The sequence below is a fragment of the Streptomyces erythrochromogenes genome, assembly GCF_036170895.1.
GTDB classification, from domain to species: domain Bacteria; phylum Actinomycetota; class Actinomycetes; order Streptomycetales; family Streptomycetaceae; genus Streptomyces; species Streptomyces erythrochromogenes.
This window is the reverse complement of sequence record NZ_CP108036.1, coordinates 3,499,115-3,518,406: the sequence shown is the minus strand read 5'-3', so window position 1 is coordinate 3,518,406 and position 19,292 is coordinate 3,499,115. Positions and strand designations below refer to the sequence as shown.

General features: G+C 67.0%; 31 protein-coding genes. All 31 read left to right on the top strand.

All coding sequences use genetic code 11. The annotated features are described in order from the left end of the window. Positions 1–25 precede the first annotated feature (25 nt). Complete coding sequence (gene rplB / locus OHA91_RS15790; RefSeq protein WP_030026325.1) at positions 26–862, top strand: 50S ribosomal protein L2; 837 nt, start codon at positions 26–28, stop codon at positions 860–862. Positions 863–874: 12 nt separating this feature from the next. Next, positions 875–1,156, top strand: coding sequence for a 30S ribosomal protein S19 (gene rpsS, locus OHA91_RS15785; RefSeq protein ID WP_007265903.1), 282 nt, complete (start codon positions 875–877; stop codon positions 1,154–1,156). Positions 1,157–1,199: 43 nt separating this feature from the next. Continuing rightward, entirely contained in the window at positions 1,200–1,547 is a 348-nt protein-coding gene (gene rplV, locus OHA91_RS15780; RefSeq protein WP_007265904.1) for a 50S ribosomal protein L22, read from the top strand. After that, positions 1,547–2,386, top strand: a complete 840-nt coding sequence (gene rpsC, locus OHA91_RS15775; RefSeq protein ID WP_007265905.1) for a 30S ribosomal protein S3 — start codon at positions 1,547–1,549, stop codon at positions 2,384–2,386. The genes rplV and rpsC overlap by 1 nt, the downstream gene beginning before the upstream one ends. A 5-nt stretch (positions 2,387–2,391) precedes the next feature. Continuing rightward, complete coding sequence (gene rplP / locus OHA91_RS15770) at positions 2,392–2,811, top strand: 50S ribosomal protein L16 (protein WP_030653642.1); 420 nt, start codon at positions 2,392–2,394, stop codon at positions 2,809–2,811. Then, entirely contained in the window at positions 2,811–3,035 is a 225-nt protein-coding gene (gene rpmC, locus OHA91_RS15765) for a 50S ribosomal protein L29 (RefSeq protein ID WP_007265907.1), read from the top strand. Before rplP ends, rpmC begins: the two co-directional genes overlap by 1 nt. After that, a complete protein-coding gene (gene rpsQ, locus OHA91_RS15760) occupies positions 3,035–3,316 on the top strand; it encodes a 30S ribosomal protein S17 (RefSeq protein ID WP_030008467.1) in 282 nt (93 codons plus the stop codon). Before rpmC ends, rpsQ begins: the two co-directional genes overlap by 1 nt. A gap of 104 nt (positions 3,317–3,420) precedes the next feature. After that, a complete protein-coding gene (gene rplN, locus OHA91_RS15755; protein WP_003956455.1) occupies positions 3,421–3,789 on the top strand; it encodes a 50S ribosomal protein L14 in 369 nt (122 codons plus the stop codon). Positions 3,790–3,791: 2 nt separating this feature from the next. Next, entirely contained in the window at positions 3,792–4,103 is a 312-nt protein-coding gene (rplX, locus tag OHA91_RS15750; RefSeq protein WP_030026329.1) for a 50S ribosomal protein L24, read from the top strand. Continuing rightward, positions 4,103–4,654, top strand: coding sequence for a 50S ribosomal protein L5 (gene rplE / locus OHA91_RS15745; RefSeq protein ID WP_030026331.1), 552 nt, complete (start codon positions 4,103–4,105; stop codon positions 4,652–4,654). The genes rplX and rplE overlap by 1 nt, the downstream gene beginning before the upstream one ends. A 5-nt stretch (positions 4,655–4,659) precedes the next feature. Continuing rightward, positions 4,660–4,845 (top strand): type Z 30S ribosomal protein S14, encoded by a 186-nt coding sequence (locus OHA91_RS15740; RefSeq protein WP_003956452.1) that lies wholly within the window; start codon positions 4,660–4,662, stop codon positions 4,843–4,845. A 221-nt stretch (positions 4,846–5,066) separates the two neighbouring features. Beyond that, positions 5,067–5,465, top strand: a complete 399-nt coding sequence (rpsH, locus tag OHA91_RS15735) for a 30S ribosomal protein S8 (RefSeq protein WP_007265911.1) — start codon at positions 5,067–5,069, stop codon at positions 5,463–5,465. Between the two features lie 20 nt (positions 5,466–5,485). Then, positions 5,486–6,025 carry a 50S ribosomal protein L6 gene (rplF, locus tag OHA91_RS15730; RefSeq protein ID WP_030653648.1) on the top strand — a complete coding sequence of 180 codons (540 nt, stop codon included), beginning with the start codon at positions 5,486–5,488 and terminating at the stop codon, positions 6,023–6,025. 2 nt (positions 6,026–6,027) lie between these two features. Beyond that, the gene (gene rplR / locus OHA91_RS15725; RefSeq protein ID WP_030026334.1) at positions 6,028–6,411 is read left to right on the top strand and encodes a 50S ribosomal protein L18; all 384 of its coding nucleotides are present in this window, start codon (positions 6,028–6,030) and stop codon (positions 6,409–6,411) included. A 45-nt stretch (positions 6,412–6,456) separates the two neighbouring features. Continuing rightward, positions 6,457–7,059 carry a 30S ribosomal protein S5 gene (rpsE, locus tag OHA91_RS15720; protein WP_007265914.1) on the top strand — a complete coding sequence of 201 codons (603 nt, stop codon included), beginning with the start codon at positions 6,457–6,459 and terminating at the stop codon, positions 7,057–7,059. Continuing rightward, positions 7,059–7,241, top strand: a complete 183-nt coding sequence (gene rpmD, locus OHA91_RS15715) for a 50S ribosomal protein L30 (RefSeq protein ID WP_005313525.1) — start codon at positions 7,059–7,061, stop codon at positions 7,239–7,241. The genes rpsE and rpmD overlap by 1 nt, the downstream gene beginning before the upstream one ends. 2 nt (positions 7,242–7,243) lie before the next feature. Then, the gene (gene rplO, locus OHA91_RS15710; RefSeq protein ID WP_008739693.1) at positions 7,244–7,699 is read left to right on the top strand and encodes a 50S ribosomal protein L15; all 456 of its coding nucleotides are present in this window, start codon (positions 7,244–7,246) and stop codon (positions 7,697–7,699) included. A gap of 187 nt (positions 7,700–7,886) precedes the next feature. Then, a complete protein-coding gene (secY, locus tag OHA91_RS15705) occupies positions 7,887–9,200 on the top strand; it encodes a preprotein translocase subunit SecY (protein WP_030026339.1) in 1,314 nt (437 codons plus the stop codon). After that, positions 9,200–9,847: an adenylate kinase gene (locus OHA91_RS15700; protein ID WP_031152742.1), complete on the top strand. Its 648-nt coding sequence runs from the start codon at positions 9,200–9,202 to the stop codon at positions 9,845–9,847. The genes secY and OHA91_RS15700 overlap by 1 nt, the downstream gene beginning before the upstream one ends. A 92-nt stretch (positions 9,848–9,939) precedes the next feature. After that, positions 9,940–10,791: a type I methionyl aminopeptidase gene (gene map / locus OHA91_RS15695; RefSeq protein WP_030653658.1), complete on the top strand. Its 852-nt coding sequence runs from the start codon at positions 9,940–9,942 to the stop codon at positions 10,789–10,791. A 138-nt stretch (positions 10,792–10,929) separates the two neighbouring features. After that, positions 10,930–11,151, top strand: coding sequence for a translation initiation factor IF-1 (gene infA, locus OHA91_RS15690; protein WP_003956442.1), 222 nt, complete (start codon positions 10,930–10,932; stop codon positions 11,149–11,151). Between the two features lie 73 nt (positions 11,152–11,224). Continuing rightward, positions 11,225–11,338 (top strand): 50S ribosomal protein L36, encoded by a 114-nt coding sequence (rpmJ, locus tag OHA91_RS15685; RefSeq protein WP_003956441.1) that lies wholly within the window; start codon positions 11,225–11,227, stop codon positions 11,336–11,338. Positions 11,339–11,536: 198 nt separating this feature from the next. Further along, positions 11,537–11,917, top strand: coding sequence for a 30S ribosomal protein S13 (gene rpsM / locus OHA91_RS15680; RefSeq protein ID WP_007265919.1), 381 nt, complete (start codon positions 11,537–11,539; stop codon positions 11,915–11,917). Between the two features lie 54 nt (positions 11,918–11,971). Beyond that, on the top strand, positions 11,972–12,376 hold the full coding sequence (gene rpsK, locus OHA91_RS15675) for a 30S ribosomal protein S11 (protein ID WP_003956432.1): 405 nt from the start codon (positions 11,972–11,974) through the stop codon (positions 12,374–12,376). Between the two features lie 150 nt (positions 12,377–12,526). Next, complete coding sequence (locus OHA91_RS15670) at positions 12,527–13,549, top strand: DNA-directed RNA polymerase subunit alpha (protein WP_007265920.1); 1,023 nt, start codon at positions 12,527–12,529, stop codon at positions 13,547–13,549. 106 nt (positions 13,550–13,655) lie between these two features. Then, entirely contained in the window at positions 13,656–14,117 is a 462-nt protein-coding gene (rplQ, locus tag OHA91_RS15665) for a 50S ribosomal protein L17 (protein ID WP_030154710.1), read from the top strand. Between the two features lie 99 nt (positions 14,118–14,216). Further along, positions 14,217–15,068 carry a tRNA pseudouridine(38-40) synthase TruA gene (truA, locus tag OHA91_RS15660; RefSeq protein WP_031152748.1) on the top strand — a complete coding sequence of 284 codons (852 nt, stop codon included), beginning with the start codon at positions 14,217–14,219 and terminating at the stop codon, positions 15,066–15,068. Between the two features lie 44 nt (positions 15,069–15,112). After that, positions 15,113–16,741, top strand: coding sequence for an ABC-F family ATP-binding cassette domain-containing protein (locus tag OHA91_RS15655; RefSeq protein WP_328739506.1), 1,629 nt, complete (start codon positions 15,113–15,115; stop codon positions 16,739–16,741). 19 nt (positions 16,742–16,760) lie between these two features. Then, positions 16,761–18,044 (top strand): glycosyltransferase family 87 protein, encoded by a 1,284-nt coding sequence (locus tag OHA91_RS15650; RefSeq protein WP_328739505.1) that lies wholly within the window; start codon positions 16,761–16,763, stop codon positions 18,042–18,044. 238 nt (positions 18,045–18,282) lie between these two features. Beyond that, positions 18,283–18,726: a 50S ribosomal protein L13 gene (rplM, locus tag OHA91_RS15645; protein ID WP_031152754.1), complete on the top strand. Its 444-nt coding sequence runs from the start codon at positions 18,283–18,285 to the stop codon at positions 18,724–18,726. A 42-nt stretch (positions 18,727–18,768) separates the two neighbouring features. Then, the gene (rpsI, locus tag OHA91_RS15640; protein ID WP_030388851.1) at positions 18,769–19,287 is read left to right on the top strand and encodes a 30S ribosomal protein S9; all 519 of its coding nucleotides are present in this window, start codon (positions 18,769–18,771) and stop codon (positions 19,285–19,287) included. The last annotated feature ends 5 nt before the right edge of the window (positions 19,288–19,292 follow it).

The window sequence follows — 19,292 nt, the reverse complement described above, 5'->3', positions numbered from 1 at the left end:
TCCGGAATCGGACGAGGACTGAGAAATGGGTATCCGCAAGTACAAGCCGACGACCCCGGGCCGTCGTGGCTCCAGCGTCGCCGACTTTGTCGAGATCACGCGGTCCACGCCGGAGAAGTCGCTGGTCCGCCCCCTGCACAGCAAGGGCGGCCGTAACAACACCGGTCGTGTGACCGTTCGCCACCAGGGTGGTGGCCACAAGCGCGCCTACCGCGTGATCGACTTCCGTCGTCACGACAAGGACGGCGTGCCGGCCAAGGTCGCGCACATCGAGTACGACCCCAACCGCACCGCGCGCATCGCGCTGCTGCACTACGCCGACGGCGAGAAGCGCTACATCATCGCGCCGCGCGGTCTGCAGCAGGGTGACCGGATCGAGAACGGCCCGACGGCCGACATCAAGCCGGGCAACAACCTCGCGCTCCGCAACATCCCGGTCGGTACCACGATCCACGCGATCGAGCTCCGCCCCGGTGGCGGCGCCAAGTTCGCGCGTTCCGCTGGTGCCTCCGTGCAGCTGCTGGCGAAGGAGGGCGTGATGGCCCACCTTCGTATGCCGTCCGGTGAGATCCGTCTCGTCGACGCGCGCTGCCGCGCCACGGTCGGCGAGGTCGGCAACGCCGAGCAGTCGAACATCAACTGGGGCAAGGCCGGCCGCATGCGCTGGAAGGGCGTTCGCCCCTCCGTCCGCGGTGTCGCGATGAACCCGGTTGACCACCCGCACGGTGGTGGTGAGGGCAAGACCAGTGGTGGCCGCCACCCGGTCTCCCCGTGGGGTCAGAAGGAGGGTCGTACTCGTTCGCCGAAGAAGGCTTCGAACAAGTACATCGTCCGCCGCCGCAAGACGAACAAGAAGCGCTAGGAGCGGGTTTAGATGCCGCGCAGTCTCAAGAAGGGGCCCTTCGTCGACGACCACCTCGTAAAGAAGGTGGACGCCCAGAACGAAGCCGGCACCAAGAACGTCATCAAGACCTGGTCCCGTCGCTCGATGATCATCCCCAGCATGCTGGGTCACACCATCGCGGTGCACAACGGCAAGACCCACGTCCCGGTGTTCGTCACCGAGTCGATGGTCGGCCACAAGCTCGGCGAGTTCTCGCCGACTCGCACCTTCCGCGGCCACGTCAAGGACGACCGGAAGTCGAAGCGCCGCTAAAGGCGGGGTGGTTACGACTATGACTTACACCGAAGGGACAACCATGGAAGCCAGGGCCCAGGCGCGGTACATCCGCGTCACGCCCATGAAGGCCCGCCGCGTGGTGGACCTTATCCGTGGCATGGATGCCACGGAGGCTCAGGCGGTCCTGCGTTTCGCCCCGCAGGCCGCGAGCGTGCCGGTCGGCAAGGTGCTGGACAGCGCCATTGCCAACGCCGCACACAACTACAACCACCCGGACGCCTCCACGCTGGTCATCAGCGAGGCGTACGTGGACGAGGGCCCGACCCTGAAGCGGTTCCGTCCGCGTGCCCAGGGCCGTGCCTACCGGATCCGCAAGCGGACCAGCCACATCACCGTGGTCGTCAGCAGCAAGGAAGGTTCCCGGTAATGGGCCAGAAGGTAAACCCGCACGGGTTCCGGCTCGGCATCACCACGGACTTCAAGTCCCGTTGGTACGCCGACAAGCTGTACAAGGACTACGTCAAGGAAGACGTCGCCATCCGTCGGATGATGACGTCCGGCATGGAGCGCGCCGGCATCTCGAAGGTTGAGATCGAGCGCACCCGTGACCGCGTGCGTGTGGACATCCACACCGCTCGTCCGGGCATCGTCATCGGCCGCCGTGGCGCCGAGGCCGACCGCATCCGCGGTGACCTCGAGAAGCTCACGGGCAAGCAGGTCCAGCTGAACATCCTCGAGGTCAAGAACCCCGAGCTCGACGCTCAGCTGGTTGCCCAGGCCGTTGCCGAGCAGCTCTCCTCCCGCGTCTCCTTCCGTCGTGCCATGCGCAAGAGCATGCAGGGCACGATGAAGGCCGGCGCCAAGGGCATCAAGATCCAGTGTGGCGGCCGTCTCGGCGGCGCCGAGATGTCCCGCTCCGAGTTCTACCGCGAGGGTCGTGTGCCGCTGCACACGCTGCGCGCGAACGTGGACTACGGCTTCTTCGAGGCCAAGACCACCTTCGGCCGTATCGGTGTGAAGGTCTGGATCTACAAGGGCGACGTCAAGAACATCGCCGAGGTTCGCGCCGAGAACGCTGCGGCCCGTGCGGGTAACCGCCCGGCCCGTGGTGCCGGCGCTGGCGACCGTCCCGCCGGCCGTGGTGGCCGTGGTGGCGAGCGCGGCGGCCGTGGTGGCCGCAAGCCGCAGCAGGCTGCTGGTGCCGAGGCCCCCAAGGCCGACGCTCCCGCCGCCGCTCCGGCCGAGAGCACCGGAACGGAGGCCTGACCGACATGCTGATCCCTCGTAGGGTCAAGCACCGCAAGCAGCACCACCCGAAGCGCCGCGGTATGGCCAAGGGCGGTACTGAGGTCTCGTTCGGCGAGTACGGCATCCAGGCGCTTACCCCCGCCTACGTGACGAACCGCCAGATCGAGGCGGCTCGTATCGCGATGACCCGCCACATCAAGCGTGGCGGCAAGGTCTGGATCAACATCTACCCGGACCGCCCGCTGACGAAGAAGCCTGCCGAGACCCGCATGGGTTCCGGTAAGGGTTCCCCGGAGTGGTGGATCGCGAACGTGCACCCGGGCCGGGTCATGTTCGAGCTGTCCTACCCGAACGAAAAGATTGCGCGTGAGGCCCTCACTCGTGCGGCCCACAAGCTGCCGATGAAGTGCCGGATCGTCAAGCGCGAGGCAGGTGAGTCGTGATGGCGACGGGAACCAAGGCGTCCGAGCTCCGCGAGCTCGGCAACGAGGAGCTCGTTGCCAAGCTGCGCGAGGCCAAGGAGGAGCTGTTCAAGCTCCGTTTCCAGGCGGCCACCGGCCAGCTGGAGAACAACGGCCGGCTCAAGTCCGTCCGTAAGGACATCGCTCGCATCTACACCCTGATGCACGAGCGTGAGCTCGGTATCGAGACGGTGGAGAACGCCTGATGAGCGAGAACAACGTGACTGAGAAGACCGAGCGCGGCTTCCGCAAGACCCGTGAGGGTCTGGTCGTCAGCGACAAGATGGACAAGACCGTCGTCGTCGCCGTCGAGGACCGCGTGAAGCACGCCCTGTACGGCAAGGTCATCCGCCGTACGAACAAGCTCAAGGCTCACGACGAGCAGAACGCTGCCGGCGTCGGCGACCGCGTCCTCATCATGGAGACGCGTCCGCTGTCGGCGAGCAAGCGCTGGCGCATCGTCGAGATCCTCGAGAAGGCCAAGTAAGCACCTGAGGGGTTTCCCTTAGGTTCGTTCCGCCAGGCTCGGTGGGGGCTCCGCTCGCGTAGCGAGGCCCCCGCCGGGAACCGGCAGACAAACAGGAGATAGACGTGATCCAGCAGGAGTCGCGACTGCGTGTCGCCGACAACACTGGTGCCAAGGAGATCCTTTGCATCCGTGTTCTCGGTGGCTCCGGTCGCCGCTACGCGGGCATCGGTGACGTCATCGTCGCCACCGTCAAGGACGCGATCCCCGGTGGCAACGTGAAGAAGGGTGACGTCGTCAAGGCGGTCATCGTTCGCACCGTCAAGGAGCGCCGCCGCCAGGACGGCTCGTACATCCGCTTCGACGAGAACGCCGCCGTCATTCTGAAGAACGACGGCGACCCTCGCGGCACCCGTATCTTCGGCCCCGTCGGCCGTGAGCTGCGCGAGAAGAAGTTCATGAAGATCATCTCGCTCGCGCCGGAGGTGCTGTAAGCATGAAGATCAAGAAGGGCGACCTGGTACAGGTCATCACCGGCAAGGACAAGGGCAAGCAGGGCAAGGTCATCGTCGCCTTCCCCGCCGAGAACCGCGTCCTGGTCGAGGGTGTCAACCGGGTCAAGAAGCACACCAAGGCTGGCCAGAACCAGGCCGGTGGCATCGTGATCACCGAGGCTCCGGTCCACGTGTCCAACGTCCAGCTGGTCGTGGAGAAGGACGGCAAGAAGGTCGTCACCCGCGTCGGTTACCGCTTCGACGACGAGGGCAACAAGATCCGCGTTGCCAAGCGCACGGGTGAGGACATCTGATGGCTACCACTCCGCGTCTGAAGACGAAGTACCGCGAGGAGATCGCGGGCAAGCTGCGTGAAGAGTTCTCCTACGAGAACGTCATGCAGATCCCCGGCCTCGTCAAGATCGTCGTGAACATGGGTGTCGGCGACGCCGCCCGTGACTCGAAGCTGATCGACGGCGCCATCCGCGACCTGACGACGATCACCGGTCAGAAGCCGGCCGTCACGAAGGCCCGCAAGTCCATCGCGCAGTTCAAGCTGCGCGAGGGTCAGCCGATCGGCTGCCACGTCACCCTCCGTGGTGACCGCATGTGGGAGTTCCTGGACCGTACGCTGTCGCTCGCGCTGCCGCGTATCCGTGACTTCCGTGGTCTGTCGCCGAAGCAGTTCGACGGCCGTGGCAACTACACCTTCGGTCTCACGGAGCAGGTCATGTTCCACGAGATCGACCAGGACAAGATCGACCGTACCCGGGGTATGGACATCACCGTGGTCACCACGGCGACCAACGACGCTGAGGGCCGCGCGCTCCTTCGTCACCTCGGCTTCCCCTTCAAGGAGGCGTAAGCGAGATGGCGAAGAAGGCTCTCATCGCGAAGGCTGCCCGTAAGCCCAAGTTCGGTGTGCGTGCGTACACCCGCTGCCAGCGCTGCGGTCGCCCCCACTCCGTGTACCGCAAGTTCGGCCTCTGCCGCGTGTGCCTCCGTGAGATGGCTCACCGTGGCGAGCTGCCGGGCGTGACCAAGAGCTCCTGGTAATCACCCTCGTCCGCAAGGACTTGGGCGTTTCCAGGCACTCTCGGTAAGCATCTGGACGGTGGGTGCCCGGCCGCGCATGCCTTAGGCTTGTGTGGTTGGGCGTCCGCCGCCCTATCGACTTACTACGCCGTAGGTCCCCGTGCCGCACCCGTCCCGCCACTGAGTGGGGAGAGGGATGGCGCATACAGGAAACCCCGGCGAGAGAGGCCGAAGGCCACTTCATGACCATGACTGACCCCATCGCAGACATGCTCACGCGTCTGCGTAACGCTAACTCGGCGTACCACGACACCGTCGTGATGCCGCACAGCAAGATCAAGTCGCACATCGCGGAGATCCTCAAGCAGGAGGGTTTCATCACCGGCTGGAAGGTCGAGGACGCCGAGGTCGGCAAGAACCTCGTCCTCGAGCTGAAGTTCGGGCCGAACCGTGAGCGCTCCATCGCGGGCATCAAGCGGATCTCGAAGCCCGGTCTGCGCGTGTACGCGAAGTCCACCAACCTGCCGAAGGTCCTCGGCGGCCTGGGCGTGGCGATCATCTCCACGTCCCACGGTCTCCTGACCGGCCAGCAGGCAGGCAAGAAGGGCGTAGGTGGGGAAGTCCTCGCCTACGTCTGGTAGTCGGGAACGGAGGAAAAGCAATGTCGCGAATCGGCAAGCTCCCCATCCAGGTTCCCGCCGGTGTGGACGTCACCATCGATGGCCAGACGGTCAACGTGAAGGGCCCCAAGGGTTCCCTCGCGCACACCGTTAAGGCGCCCATCGCAGTTGTCAAGGACGAGGACGGCGTTCTGAACGTCACCCGTCCGAACGACGAGCGTCAGAACAAGGCCCTGCACGGCCTGTCCCGCACGCTGGTGGCGAACATGATCACCGGTGTGACCACGGGATACGTCAAGGCTCTCGAGATCAGCGGTGTCGGTTACCGCGTGGCCGCGAAGGGCTCCAACCTGGAGTTCCAGCTCGGCTACAGCCACCCGATCCTGGTGGAGGCGCCCGAGGGCATCTCCTTCAAGGTCGAGTCGCCGACCAAGTTCTCGGTCGAGGGCATCGACAAGCAGAAGGTCGGCGAGGTCGCCGCCAACATCCGCAAGCTGCGGAAGCCCGACCCGTACAAGGCCAAGGGTGTCAAGTACGCCGGCGAGGTCATCCGCCGCAAGGTCGGAAAGGCTGGTAAGTAGCCATGGCATACGGTGTGAAGATCGCCAAGGGCGACGCGTACAAGCGCGCTGCCAAGGCTCGCCGCCACATCCGCATCCGCAAGAACGTCTCGGGTACGGCGGAGCGTCCGCGCCTCGTCGTGACGCGTTCCAACCGCAACATCGTTGCTCAGGTCATCGACGACCTCCAGGGCCACACCCTGGCGTCGGCGTCGACCCTGGACGCTTCGATCCGCGGTGGCGAAGGCGACAAGAGCGCCCAGGCCCAGGCCGTCGGCGCACTCGTCGCCGAGCGTGCCAAGGCCGCGGGTGTCGAGACCGTCGTCTTTGACCGCGGTGGCAACCGATACGCCGGGCGCATTGCCGCTCTGGCTGACGCCGCCCGCGAAGCCGGGCTGAAGTTCTAAGCCCCGGTTCCGGGACTCACGGACGTAACAGAGAGAGGTAATCCAATGGCTGGACCCCAGCGCCGCGGAAGCGGTGCCGGTGGCGGCGAGCGGCGGGACCGGAAGGGTCGCGACGGTGGCGCTGCCGCCGAGAAGACCGCTTACGTTGAGCGCGTTGTCGCGATCAACCGTGTCGCCAAGGTTGTCAAGGGTGGTCGTCGCTTCAGCTTCACCGCGCTCGTCGTGGTGGGTGACGGTGACGGCACCGTAGGTGTCGGTTACGGCAAGGCCAAGGAAGTTCCCGCGGCCATCGCCAAGGGCGTCGAGGAAGCCAAGAAGAACTTCTTCAAGGTTCCCCGCATCCAGGGCACCATCCCGCACCCGATCCAGGGCGAGAAGGCGGCCGGCGTTGTCCTGCTGAAGCCTGCTTCCCCCGGTACCGGTGTTATCGCCGGTGGCCCGGTGCGCGCCGTTCTGGAGTGCGCCGGCGTTCACGACATCCTGTCGAAGTCCCTGGGCTCCGACAACGCGATCAACATCGTGCACGCGACCGTGGAGGCCCTCAAGGGCCTGCAGCGTCCCGAGGAGATCGCGGCTCGCCGTGGTCTGCCCCTCGAGGACGTCGCCCCCGCGGCTCTTCTCCGTGCACGTGCTGGGGCGGGTGTCTGATGGCCCGCCTCAAGATCACGCAGACGAAGTCGTACATCGGCAGCAAGCAGAACCACCGCGACACGCTGCGTTCGCTCGGGCTCAAGCGCCTGAACGACGTCGTCGTCAAGGAGGACCGCCCCGAGTTCCGCGGAATGGTGCACACCGTCCGCCACCTCGTGACGGTTGAGGAGGTTGACTAATCATGGCTGAGAACAGCCCGCTGAAGGCCCACAACCTCCGTCCCGCCCCCGGCGCCAAGACCGCGAAGACCCGTGTCGGTCGTGGTGAGGCGTCGAAGGGTAAGACGGCCGGTCGTGGTACGAAGGGCCAGAAGGCCCGTTACCAGATCCCGCAGCGCTTCGAGGGTGGGCAGATGCCCCTCCACATGCGCCTGCCGAAGCTCAAGGGCTTCAAGAACCCGTTCCGCACCGAGTTCCAGGTCGTGAACCTGGACAAGCTCGGCGCTCTCTACCCCGAGGGTGGAGAAGTCACGGTGGCCGACCTGGTCGCCAAGGGCGCGGTTCGCAAGAACAGCCTCGTCAAGGTCCTGGGCCAGGGCGAGCTCTCCGTGGCGCTGCAGGTTTCGGTTGACGCCGTTTCCGCCTCCGCCAAGGAGAAGATTGCCGCTGCCGGCGGCACTGTCACCGAGCTCGTCTAAGACGATTTCAGTGGCTGAATAGCTCAAAACCCGACCGGGGATGCCTCACATATGGGGCATCCCCGGTTGGTCGTTCCACGGGGGGCACACTCGCCGGTAAGGTGGCGTGCACCATTGCTTTGTCGTATACGTCGATCCCTCAGACCGTCACCTCTGACGCAGTAGCGCGGGGGTCGCAGGAGGCACCGTGCTCACCGCGTTCGCCCGGGCGTTCAAGACGCCCGACCTGCGCAAGAAGCTGCTCTTCACGCTCGGCATCATCGTGCTGTTCCGGCTCGGGTCACATGTCCCCGTCCCCGGCGTGAGCTACAAGAACGTACAGATCTGCGTGGAACAGGCCGGAAGCAGCAATGGTCTGTTCGGCCTCGTCAACATGTTCAGCGGTGGCGCGCTGCTGCAGATCACGATCTTTGCGCTCGGCATCATGCCGTACATCACGGCGAGCATCATTCTGCAGCTGCTGACCGTGGTCATCCCGAAGCTGGAGACCCTCAAGAAAGAGGGCCAGTCCGGCACGGCGAAGATCACTCAGTACACGCGCTATCTGACGGTCGCGCTCGCGATCCTCCAGGGCACCGGCCTCGTCGCCACCGCCCGGACGGGCGCCCTGTTCCAGGGGTGCCAGGTCGCCAGCCAGATCGTTCCCGACCGGTCGATCTTCACCACGGTCGTCATGGTGGTCACCATGACCGCCGGTACCTGCGTCGTCATGTGGCTCGGTGAGCTCATCACCGACCGCGGCATCGGCAACGGCATGTCGATCCTCATGTTCATCTCGATCGCCGCCGGCTTCATCGGCGCCCTGTGGCAGATCAAGCTCCAGGGCAAGATCGCGGACGGCTGGGTCGAGTTCGGCGTCGTCATGCTGGTCGGCCTCGCGATGGTCGGCCTGGTGGTCTTCGTCGAGCAGGCGCAGCGCCGGATCCCGGTCCAGTACGCGAAGCGCATGATCGGCCGCCGTGCCTACGGCGGTACCTCTACCTACATCCCGCTCAAGGTGAACCAGGCGGGCATCATCCCCGTCATCTTCGCCTCGTCGCTGCTCTACATCCCGGCACTGGTCGTGCAGTTCAGCGGGTCCACCGCCGGCTGGGCCACCTGGATCCAGAAGCACTTCGTCAAGGGCGACCACCCGTACTACATCGCGGTCTACTTCCTCCTGATCGTCTTCTTCGCGTTCTTCTACGTGGCGATCTCGTTCAACCCCGAGGAAGTTGCAGACAACATGAAGAAGTATGGTGGGTTCATCCCCGGTATCCGCGCCGGTCGACCCACCGCCGAGTACCTGAGCTACGTGCTCAACCGGATCACCTGGCCGGGGTCGCTGTACCTGGGTCTCATCGCTCTTGTGCCGACGATGGCGTTGGCCGGCTTCGGAGCGAACCAGAACTTCCCGTTCGGCGGGACGAGCATCCTCATCATCGTGGGTGTGGGTCTGGAAACCGTGAAGCAGATCGAGAGCCAGCTCCAGCAGCGTAACTACGAAGGGTTCCTCCGCTGATGCGAATCGTCCTCGTCGGACCGCCCGGTGCGGGCAAGGGAACGCAGGCCGCGTTCCTTGCCAAGAACCTGTCGATCCCGCACATCTCCACGGGCGACCTGTTCCGGGCCAACATCAGCCAGGGCACCGAGCTGGGCCTGCGCGCCAAGGCGTTCATGGACGCCGGCGACCTCGTCCCGGACGAGATCACCATCGGCATGGCGAAGGACCGGATGGAGCAGCCCGACGCCGCCGGCGGCTTCCTGCTCGACGGCTTCCCGCGGAACGTCTCCCAGGCCGAGGCCCTCGACGTGATGCTCCAGGAGTCGGGCATGAAGCTCGACGCCGTCCTCGACCTGGAGGTCGAGGAGGACGAGGTCGTCAAGCGCATCGCCGGCCGCCGCGTCTGCCGCAACGAGTCCGCGCACGTCTTCCACGTCGTGTACGCGGCCCCGAAGACCGAGGGCGTCTGCGACCAGTGCGGTGGCGAGCTCTACCAGCGCGGTGACGACTCCGAGGCCACGGTGCGCAACCGGCTGGAGGTCTACCACACGCAGACCGAGCCGATCATCGACTACTACAAGGCCCAGGGCCTGCTGGTGACCATCCCGGCCCTCGGTGAGGTCGCGGACGTCACGAAGCGCGCCATGGACGCCCTGCAGAAGTAGTCCCCAGTAGTACAGGTACGGCCGCGGTGTCCCCAGGGCATCGCGGCCGTACTGTTGAGAAGACCCGTTTCGAAGCTGGAAGGCACGCCCCTATGGTGCAGATCAAGACCCCCGAGCAGATCGCGAAGATGCGCGAGGCGGGGCTGGTCGTCGCCGCGATCCATGCGGCGACCCGTGAGGCGGCCGTTCCGGGCGCCACCACGCGGGATCTGGACATGGTGGCCCGCAAGGTCATCGCGGACGCCGGGGCGAAGTCGAACTTCCTCGGCTACGGCGGCTTCCCCGCGACGATCTGCACCTCGGTGAACGAGGTCGTCGTCCACGGCATCCCGGACGACAAGACCGTCCTCAAGGACGGCGACATCATCTCGATCGACGCCGGCGCGATCGTGGACGGCTGGCACGGGGACGCCGCGTACACGGCCTTCGTGGGCACCGGCCACGCTCCGGAGCTGGTGGAGCTCTCCCGGGTCACCGAGGAGTCCATGTGGGCCGGCATCGCCGCCATGAAGCTGGGCAACCGCCTCGTGGACATCTCCAAGGCGATCGAGACGTACATCAAGCGCCAGCCCCGCCCCTCCACCGGTGAGCACAGCCTCGGCAAGTTCGGGATCATCGAGGACTACGGCGGCCACGGCATCGGGTCCGAGATGCACATGGACCCCCACCTGCTGAACTACGTCTCGCGCAAGCGGGGCAAGGGGATCAAGCTGGTCCCGGGCGTCTGTCTGGCGATCGAGCCCATGGTCTCCCTGGGCACCGCCCAGACGGAGGTCCTCTCCGACGACTGGACGGTCATCACGACGGACGGCACCTGGTCCTCGCACTGGGAGCACTCCATCGCGCTGACGGAGGCCGGTCCGATCGTCCTGACCAGCCCGGACTGCGGCAAGGCGAAGCTGGCGGAGTACGGGGTCACCACGGCCCCGGACCCCCTCGGTTAATGATCTAGACTCTGGGGCAAACTTTCCGGATTCGTCTTTCTGGGTGCCCTGACGTAGACTGACTCGTCGGCTCTCGTGCACTTCCATGTCTGCATGGCGCACGGAGCCGATCAAGGTAGCCGATTCGAAAGGCGAAGCGTGGCCAAGAAGCAAGGTGCCATCGAAATCGAGGGCACCGTGATCGAGTCCCTCCCGAACGCCATGTTCAAGGTGGAACTCCAGAACGGTCACAAGGTCCTCGCGCACATCAGCGGGAAGATGCGCATGCACTACATCCGCATCCTGCCCGATGACCGGGTCGTTGTGGAGCTGTCTCCGTACGACCTGACGCGTGGCCGGATCGTCTACCGATACAAGTAGATCTTGCTCTCACTCCTGCCTGGGCGTCCGTCCCGGTGCGGGTGGTGGCACTGACCCGGAGAACCTCACCAACATGAAGGTCAAGCCGAGCGTCAAGAAGATCTGCGACAAGTGCAAGGTGATCCGCCGTCACGGCCGGGTCATGGTCATCTGCGACAACCTGCGCCACAAGCAGCGCCAGGGCTGACGCACGCCGACCGACCTGCCTTAACGCAGTTCTTCGCGCGACGTAAGAAAACGTACATACGCAGAACCCGCCCAGCCCCGCAAGGGCCGGCGGCACCTCCGGCGGGGGCCGGGGACCCGGACGTACCATCACCCACTCGGGTGGTCGGCGGTCGGGATCGGTTCTGTGGAAGACCCCCGAACACACAGGAGCCATTGAATGGCACGCGTTTCCGGTGTTGACATCCCGCGCGAAAAGCGTGTGGAGATCGCACTCACCTACGTCTTCGGTATCGGGCGCACCCGGTCCAAGGAGATCCTCGCCTCCACCGGCGTGAACCCGAACACCCGCGTTCGTGACCTGGCCGAAGAGGACCTCGTCAAGATCCGCGAGTACGTGGACGCCAACCTCCGTACCGAGGGTGACCTCCGCCGCGAGATCCAGGGCGACATTCGCCGCAAGATCGAGATCCAGTGCTACCAGGGTATCCGCCACCGTCGCGGCCTCCCGGTGCACGGTCAGCGCACCAGCACGAACGCGCGTACCCGCAAGGGCCCGCGTCGCGCGATCGCCGGTAAGAAGAAGCCGGGCAAGAAGTAGTCCTGTTCAGCGGTCTTGCGCTGTAGGACCGACCACCTCCCGTAGGAGATTTAGATGCCCCCCAAGGGTCGTCAGGGCGCTGCCAAGAAGGTGCGCCGCAAGGAAAAGAAGAACGTCGCTCACGGGCACGCCCACATCAAGAGCACGTTCAACAACACCATCGTTTCGATCACGGACCCGTCCGGCAACGTGATCTCCTGGGCCTCCGCCGGCCACGTCGGCTTCAAGGGCTCGCGCAAGTCCACCCCCTTCGCCGCGCAGATGGCCGCCGAGTCGGCCGCCCGCCGCGCGCAGGAGCACGGCATGCGCAAGGTCGACGTCTTCGTCAAGGGTCCCGGCTCCGGCCGTGAGACCGCGATCCGCTCCCTCCAGGCCACCGGCCTCGAGGTCGGCTCGATCCAGGACGTCACCCCCACCCCGCACAACGGCTGCCGCCCGCCGAAGCGCCGCCGCGTCTGACGCAGCGGACGCACAGTTGCGTTCTTGAGTGTCCGGGCGGTACGACCCCTTCGGGGGACGTACCGCCCGTACCCTTGCAGTAGCCGTACCCCGGTACGGCCTCCCGTCGGGCGTCAAATAGTGGGCGTCCACGAATGAAGGAACACAGACATGCTTATCGCTCAGCGTCCGTCGCTGACCGAAGAGGTCGTAGACGAGTACCGCTCGCGGTTCGTGATCGAGCCCCTGGAGCCGGGCTTCGGTTACACCCTCGGCAACTCCCTGCGCCGTACCCTTCTGTCCTCCATCCCGGGTGCCGCTGTCACCAGCATCCGCGTGGACGGCGTCCTGCACGAGTTCACCACCGTGCCGGGCGTCAAGGAAGACGTCACGGACATCATCCTCAACATCAAGCAGCTGGTCGTCTCCTCGGAGCACGACGAGCCGGTCGTGATGTACCTGCGCAAGCAGGGTCCCGGCCTGGTCACCGCCGCCGACATCGCGCCCCCGGCCGGTGTCGAGGTGCACAACCCGGACCTGGTCCTCGCCACGCTCAACGGCAAGGGCAAGCTGGAGATGGAGCTGACCGTCGAGCGCGGTCGCGGCTACGTCTCCGCCGTCCAGAACAAGCAGCTGGGCCAGGAGATCGGCCGCATCCCGGTCGACTCCATCTACAGCCCGGTCCTCAAGGTCACCTACAAGGTCGAGGCGACCCGAGTCGAGCAGCGCACCGACTTCGACAAGCTGATCGTCGACGTCGAGACCAAGCAGGCCATGCGCCCGCGCGACGCCATGGCGTCCGCCGGCAAGACCCTGGTCGAGCTGTTCGGTCTGGCCCGCGAGCTCAACATCGACGCCGAGGGCATCGACATGGGCCCGTCCCCGACGGACGCGGCCCTGGCCGCCGACCTGGCGCTGCCGATCGAGGAGCTCGAGCTCACCGTTCGGTCGTACAACTGCCTCAAGCGCGAGGGCATCCACTCCGTGGGTGAGCTCGTCGCCCGCTCCGAGGCCGACCTGCTCGACATCCGCAACTTCGGTGCGAAGTCGATCGACGAGGTCAAGGCGAAGCTGGCCGGCATGGGCCTGGCCCTCAAGGACAGCCCGCCCGGATTCGACCCGACCGCCGCCGCCGACGCCTTCGGCGCCGACGACGACGCGGACGCCGGTTTCGTCGAGACCGAGCAGTACTGAGAAAGCTTGCGGGGGGCTCACGCCCCCCGCACCCACCCTCTCGCGACCGCCTGAGGGAACTGACTCCGGTACCTGACACGGCCGGTGCAGATTTGAAGGAGTAACAATGCCGCGTCCCGCAAAGGGTGCCCGCCTGGGCGGCTCCGCCGCGCACGAGAAGCACCTCCTCGCGAACCTCGCGAAGGCGCTCTTCGAGCACGGCCGCATCACCACCACCGAGGCCAAGGCCCGCCGCCTGCGTCCCTACGCCGAGCGTCTGGTCACCAAGGCCAAGAAGGGCGACATCCACAACCGTCGCCTGGTGCTGCAGACGATCACGGACAAGAGCATCGTCCACACGCTCTTCACCGAGATCGCCCCGCGCTACGAGAACCGCCCCGGTGGTTACACGCGCATCACCAAGATCGGCAACCGTCGTGGCGACAACGCCCCGATGGCCGTGATCGAGCTGGTCGAGGCCCTCACGGTCGCCCAGCAGGCCACCGGTGAGGCCGAGGCCGCCACCAAGCGCGCGGTCAAGGAGGCGGAGGCCGTCGAGACCCCCGCCGAGGAGACCAAGGAGGCCTGATCCCCCGGGATCACGCTTGCTTGAACGGCTCTGAACGGGCCCGCCCCCTTCCGGGGCGGGCCCGTTCTGCATATGGGTGATTCTGAGAGGATCGGTCACGTGAGTGACGAGGTGGAGCCCGGGCACGTCCGGGTACGGCTGGACCTGAGCTACGACGGCAAGGACTTCTCCGGCTGGGCGAAGCAGCGCACGCTGCGCACCGTCCAGGGGGAGCTGGAGAGCGCCCTGCAGACCGTGATGCGGTTGAAGGACCCGGTCGAGCTGACCGTGGCCGGGCGCACGGACGCGGGCGTGCACGCCCGCGGACAGGTAGCCCAGTTCGACCTCGCCGAGGAGGTCTGGGCCGAGCACCACGACAAGCTGCTGCGCCGCCTCGCAGGCCGCCTGCCGCACGACGTACGGGTGTGGAAGGTCGCCGAGGCCCCCGAGGGCTTCAACGCGCGCTTCTCGGCCGTCTGGCGCCGCTACGCCTACCGCGTCGGCGACCACCAGGGCGGCGTGGACCCGCTGCGCCGCGGCCACGTCCTCTGGCACCAGTGGCCCCTCGACGTGGACGCCATGAACGAGGCCGCCGCCCCGCTCCTGGGCGAGCACGACTTCGCCGCGTACTGCAAGAAGCGCGAGGGCGCCACGACCATCCGTACGCTCCAGCAGCTCAGCTGGGAGCGCGCCGAGGACGGCATCGTCACCGCGACCGTCCGCGCCGACGCCTTCTGCCACAACATGGTCCGCTCCCTGGTGGGCGCCCTGCTGCACGTCGGGGACGGCCACCGGCCCACCGACTGGCCCGGCAAGGTGCTGGCCGCCGCCGTACGGGACTCCTCGGTGCACGTGGTCAAGCCGCACGGGCTGACCCTGGAGGAGGTCGGCTACCCGGCGGACGAGCTGCTGGCCGCCCGCAGCAGGGAAGCGCGCAACATGCGGACCCTGCCGGCCGCCGGCTGCTGCTGAGCCGCAGCCAAATCGTTTGGGCGGATCGCGCGCCGACCTGGACAATGCCCGGCATGGGACATCTCGAAGCCAGCCACCTGGAGTACTACCTTCCCGACGGGCGGGTACTGCTCCCCGACGTCTCCTTCCGCGTGGGGGAGGGGGCGGTGGCCGCCCTGGTGGGGGCGAACGGCGCCGGCAAGACCACCCTGCTGAAGCTGATCTCCGGCGAGCTGCAGCCGCACGGCGGCGGCGTCGCCATCAGCGGCGGCCTCGGCGTGATGTCCCAGTTCGTGGGCTCCGTACGCGACGAGACGACCGTTCGTGACCTGCTGGTCTCGGTGTCCCAGCCGCGGATCCGGGAGGCCGCGAAGGCCGTCGACCGCGCCGAGCACCTGATCATGACGGTGGACGACGAGGCCGCGCAGATGGCCTACGCCCAGGCCCTCAGCGACTGGGCCGACGTGCAGGGCTACGAGGCGGAGACCCTGTGGGACGTCTGCACGATGGCCGCGCTGGCCATCCCGTACGACTCCGCGCAGTTCCGCGAGGTGCGCACGCTCTCCGGCGGTGAGCAGAAGCGGCTCGTGCTGGAGGCGCTGCTGCGCGGGCCCGACGAGGTGCTGCTGCTCGACGAGCCGGACAACTACCTCGACGTCCCGGGCAAGCGGTGGCTGGAGGAGCAGCTGAAGGCGACCCGCAAGACGGTCCTCTTCGTCTCCCACGACCGGGAGCTGCTGACCCAGGCCGCCGAGAAGATCATCAGCCTGGAGGCGGGCCCGACGGGCTCCGACGTGTGGGTGCACGGCGCCGGCTTCGCCACCTACCACGAGGCCCGCAAGGAGCGCTTCGCCCGCTTCGAGGAGCTCAAGCGGCGCTGGGACGAGGAGCACGCCCGCCTCAGGGCCCTGGTGCTGCGGCTGCGCAACCAGGCCGCGAGCAGCCCCGACATGGCCTCGCGCTACCGGGCGATGCAGACCCGCTTCCAGAAGTTCGAGGAGGCCGGCCCGCCGCCGGAGCCGCCGCGCGAGCAGGACATCAAGATGCGGCTCAAGGGCGGCCGGACCGGCGTGCGCGCGCTCACGGTGGAGAACCTGGAGCTCACCGGGCTGATGAAGCCGTTCTCCCTGGAGGTGTTCTACGGGGAGCGCGTCGCAGTGCTCGGCTCGAACGGCTCCGGCAAGTCGCACTTCCTGCGGCTGCTGGCCGGCGAGGACGTCAAGCACACCGGTGACTGGAAGCTGGGCGCACGGGTGGTTCCCGGCCACTTCGCGCAGACCCACGCCCACCCGGAGCTGTTCGGCCGCACCCTCGTCGAGATCCTGTGGACGGAGGCCGCCAAGCCGCTGGGGCAGGCGATGGGGGCCCTGCGCCGCTACGAGCTGGAGCGTCAGGCCGAGCAGCCCTTCGAGAAGCTCTCGGGCGGCCAGCAGGCGCGTTTCCAGATCCTGCTGCTGGAGCTGGCGGGCACCACGGCGCTGCTGCTGGACGAGCCCACGGACAACCTGGACCTGGAATCCGCGGAGGCCCTCCAGGACGGCCTGGAGTCCTACGACGGGACCGTGCTGTGCGTGACGCACGACCGCTGGTTCGCGCGCACATTTGACCGTTACCTGGTCTTCGGTTCGGACGGTGTTGTGCGGGAGACTCAGGAGCCCGTCTGGGACGAACGCAGGGTCGAACGCAAGCGCTGAGCGGTGAGGGAGGGGCGTCGTGGGCCTGAGGCCTGGCATCTGGCTCATGAGGTGGGAGGCCACGGCCCCGGGGAACCGGCTGGTCGCGTGGCTGCTGCGGCCGGCCCCCCGGTCCTGGCGGGTGCTCTCCCTGGCGGTGCTCCTCGGGATCTGCGTCTCCACGAGCCTGCGGGCGAACTGGGGCTCGGACAACGCCTTCGTCGTCAAGGCGGCGCAGACGCTGCTGGAGGGCGGGTCGCCGTACGAGGACAAGCGCTTCCTCTACCTGCCCAGCGCCGTGCTCATGGCGGTGCCGGAGGCGCTGGTGCCGCGGGGGGTGCTGCGCTGGATCCTGCCGGTCGGGATGGCGGGGCTGCTGGGCGTCGGCTGGCTGGCCTCCCTGCGGCTGTTCTCGGTGCCGCTGCGCTCGCGCTTCGCGGTCGGCGGGCTGGCCGTGTTCGCCCTCGCCTACAAGCCGTGGGCGAACCTGGTGCTGATCGGCAACTGGACGGCCGTCTCGGCGGCCGCGCTGCCCGTGGCGCTGCTGCTCGCGCACCGGCGGTCGTGGGGGACGGCGGGGCTGGTGGTCGGGCTGGCCATCGCCTGCAAGCCGATGCTGGTGCCGATCGGGCTGCTGTTCCTGCTCGCCCGCCGGTGGCGGGGGCTGGCCGCGGCCGTGCTGGTGCCGCTGGGGATCTCGCTGGCCGGGGCGCTGCTGATGCCGAGCCCGTCGCTGTTCTTCACCAAGACCCTGCCGTTCCTGCTCCAGGGGCAGGACGCGTACGCGCTGCCCTGGGACGCCTCGCCGATAGCGGTGCTGCCGCGCCTGGGGGTGCCGCAGCCGCTGGCGGTGCTGGTGGCCTTCGCCGGGGCCGCGGCCGGGCTGTGGGCCGCCTGGGCGCGGTGGCGGCGTACCGAGCAGGACGCCGACCGGGGCGAGCTGCGTCTCGTGGAGACCGCCTGCATGGTGATGCTCGCCGCATTCCTGGTGTCGCGGCCGTCCTTCGACCACTACCTGCTCGTGGTGCTGCCGCTGCTGCTGGCCTCGGCGGTACGGCCGGGCTCGATGCCCCGCTCGCCCTGGTTCTGGCTGGCGTTGACGCCCCAGCTGGCCCTGGTCCCGTGGCCCTCGGAGCTGGCCCACAAACGGCGCGCCTTCAAGGACTGCGCCACCCTGTGCGGGCTCGCGTTCGTGCTGGCGCGTCGTGCGTTGCGCTCAGATCGGGTTACTCTTGAGCCCGTAACAACTGCGGGGTCCCCACCCAGGACCGAACCGGAGTGCGCCGCGACGCCAGCAGAATCGGCATCGCGGACCGCGTTTTGACCCGTACGGGTCTGCTTGGGTATCCTGCTGGTTTGTTATGCGTATTGGCTTTCTCATTCTCACGTGAAAGGGCCTTACGCCGGTCCACCGGACCGATGACCAGCAGTTGGCCGTTCACTCGGGTTGCGTCCCTGATGTGAACGAGGGCTGTCGTGATCGTCCGTGGTGACCCTGTCAGGACCTTCCCGCTGGGCTAGCGCCCGTGGGATACCACCACTGAAGAAGCGAAGGCATACGCGTGCGTACGTTCAGCCCCAAGCCCGGCGACATCTCGCGCCAGTGGCTCGTCATCGACGCCCAGGACGTCGTCCTCGGCCGTCTGGCGACCCAGGCCGCTGCCCTCCTGAAGGGCAAGCACAAGCCGACCTATGCCCCTCACATGGACATGGGTGACTTCGTCGTCATCATCAACGCCGACAAGGTCCACCTGTCCGGCAACAAGGCCTCCCAGAAGATGGCCTACCGCCACTCCGGCTTCCCGGGCGGTCTGCGCTCCGTGCGCTACGACGACCTGCTGGCGAACAACCCGGAGAAGGCCGTCGAGAAGGCCGTCAAGGGCATGCTCCCCAAGAACACCCTGGGCCGTCAGATGCTCTCGAAGCTGAAGGTCTACTCGGGCGACCAGCACCCCCACGCTGCCCAGCAGCCGGTGCCGTTCGAGATCACCCAGGTCGCGCAGTAGTTCCGGCCACCCCCTAAGACGTAGAAAATTCTGAGGAGCATCGTGGCCGAGACCACCGCCGAGACGACCGTCGAAGAGTTCGAGGGCAACGTCGAGGAGTACACCAGCGAGTCTGAGGTCGTCGTCGAGGGCGACTACACCTCCGAGTCCCTTGCCGGTCGCTTCGGCGACCCCCAGCCGGCCGCCGGCCTGGGCCGTCGCAAGAACGCCATCGCCCGCGTCCGGATCGTTCCGGGCACCGGCAAGTGGAAGATCAACGGTCGCACCCTTGAGGACTACTTCCCCAACAAGGTGCACCAGCAGGAAGTCAACGAGCCCTTCAAGCTCCTCGAGCTTGACGGCCGCTACGACGTCATCGCCCGCATCTCGGGTGGCGGCGTCTCCGGCCAGGCCGGCGCCCTGCGCCTGGGTGTGGCCCGTGCGCTGAACGAGGCGGACGTGGACAACAACCGCCCGGCGCTGAAGAAGGCCGGCTTCCTCTCCCGCGACGACCGTGCGGTCGAGCGCAAGAAGGCCGGTCTCAAGAAGGCCCGTAAGGCTCCGCAGTACAGCAAGCGTTAATCTGC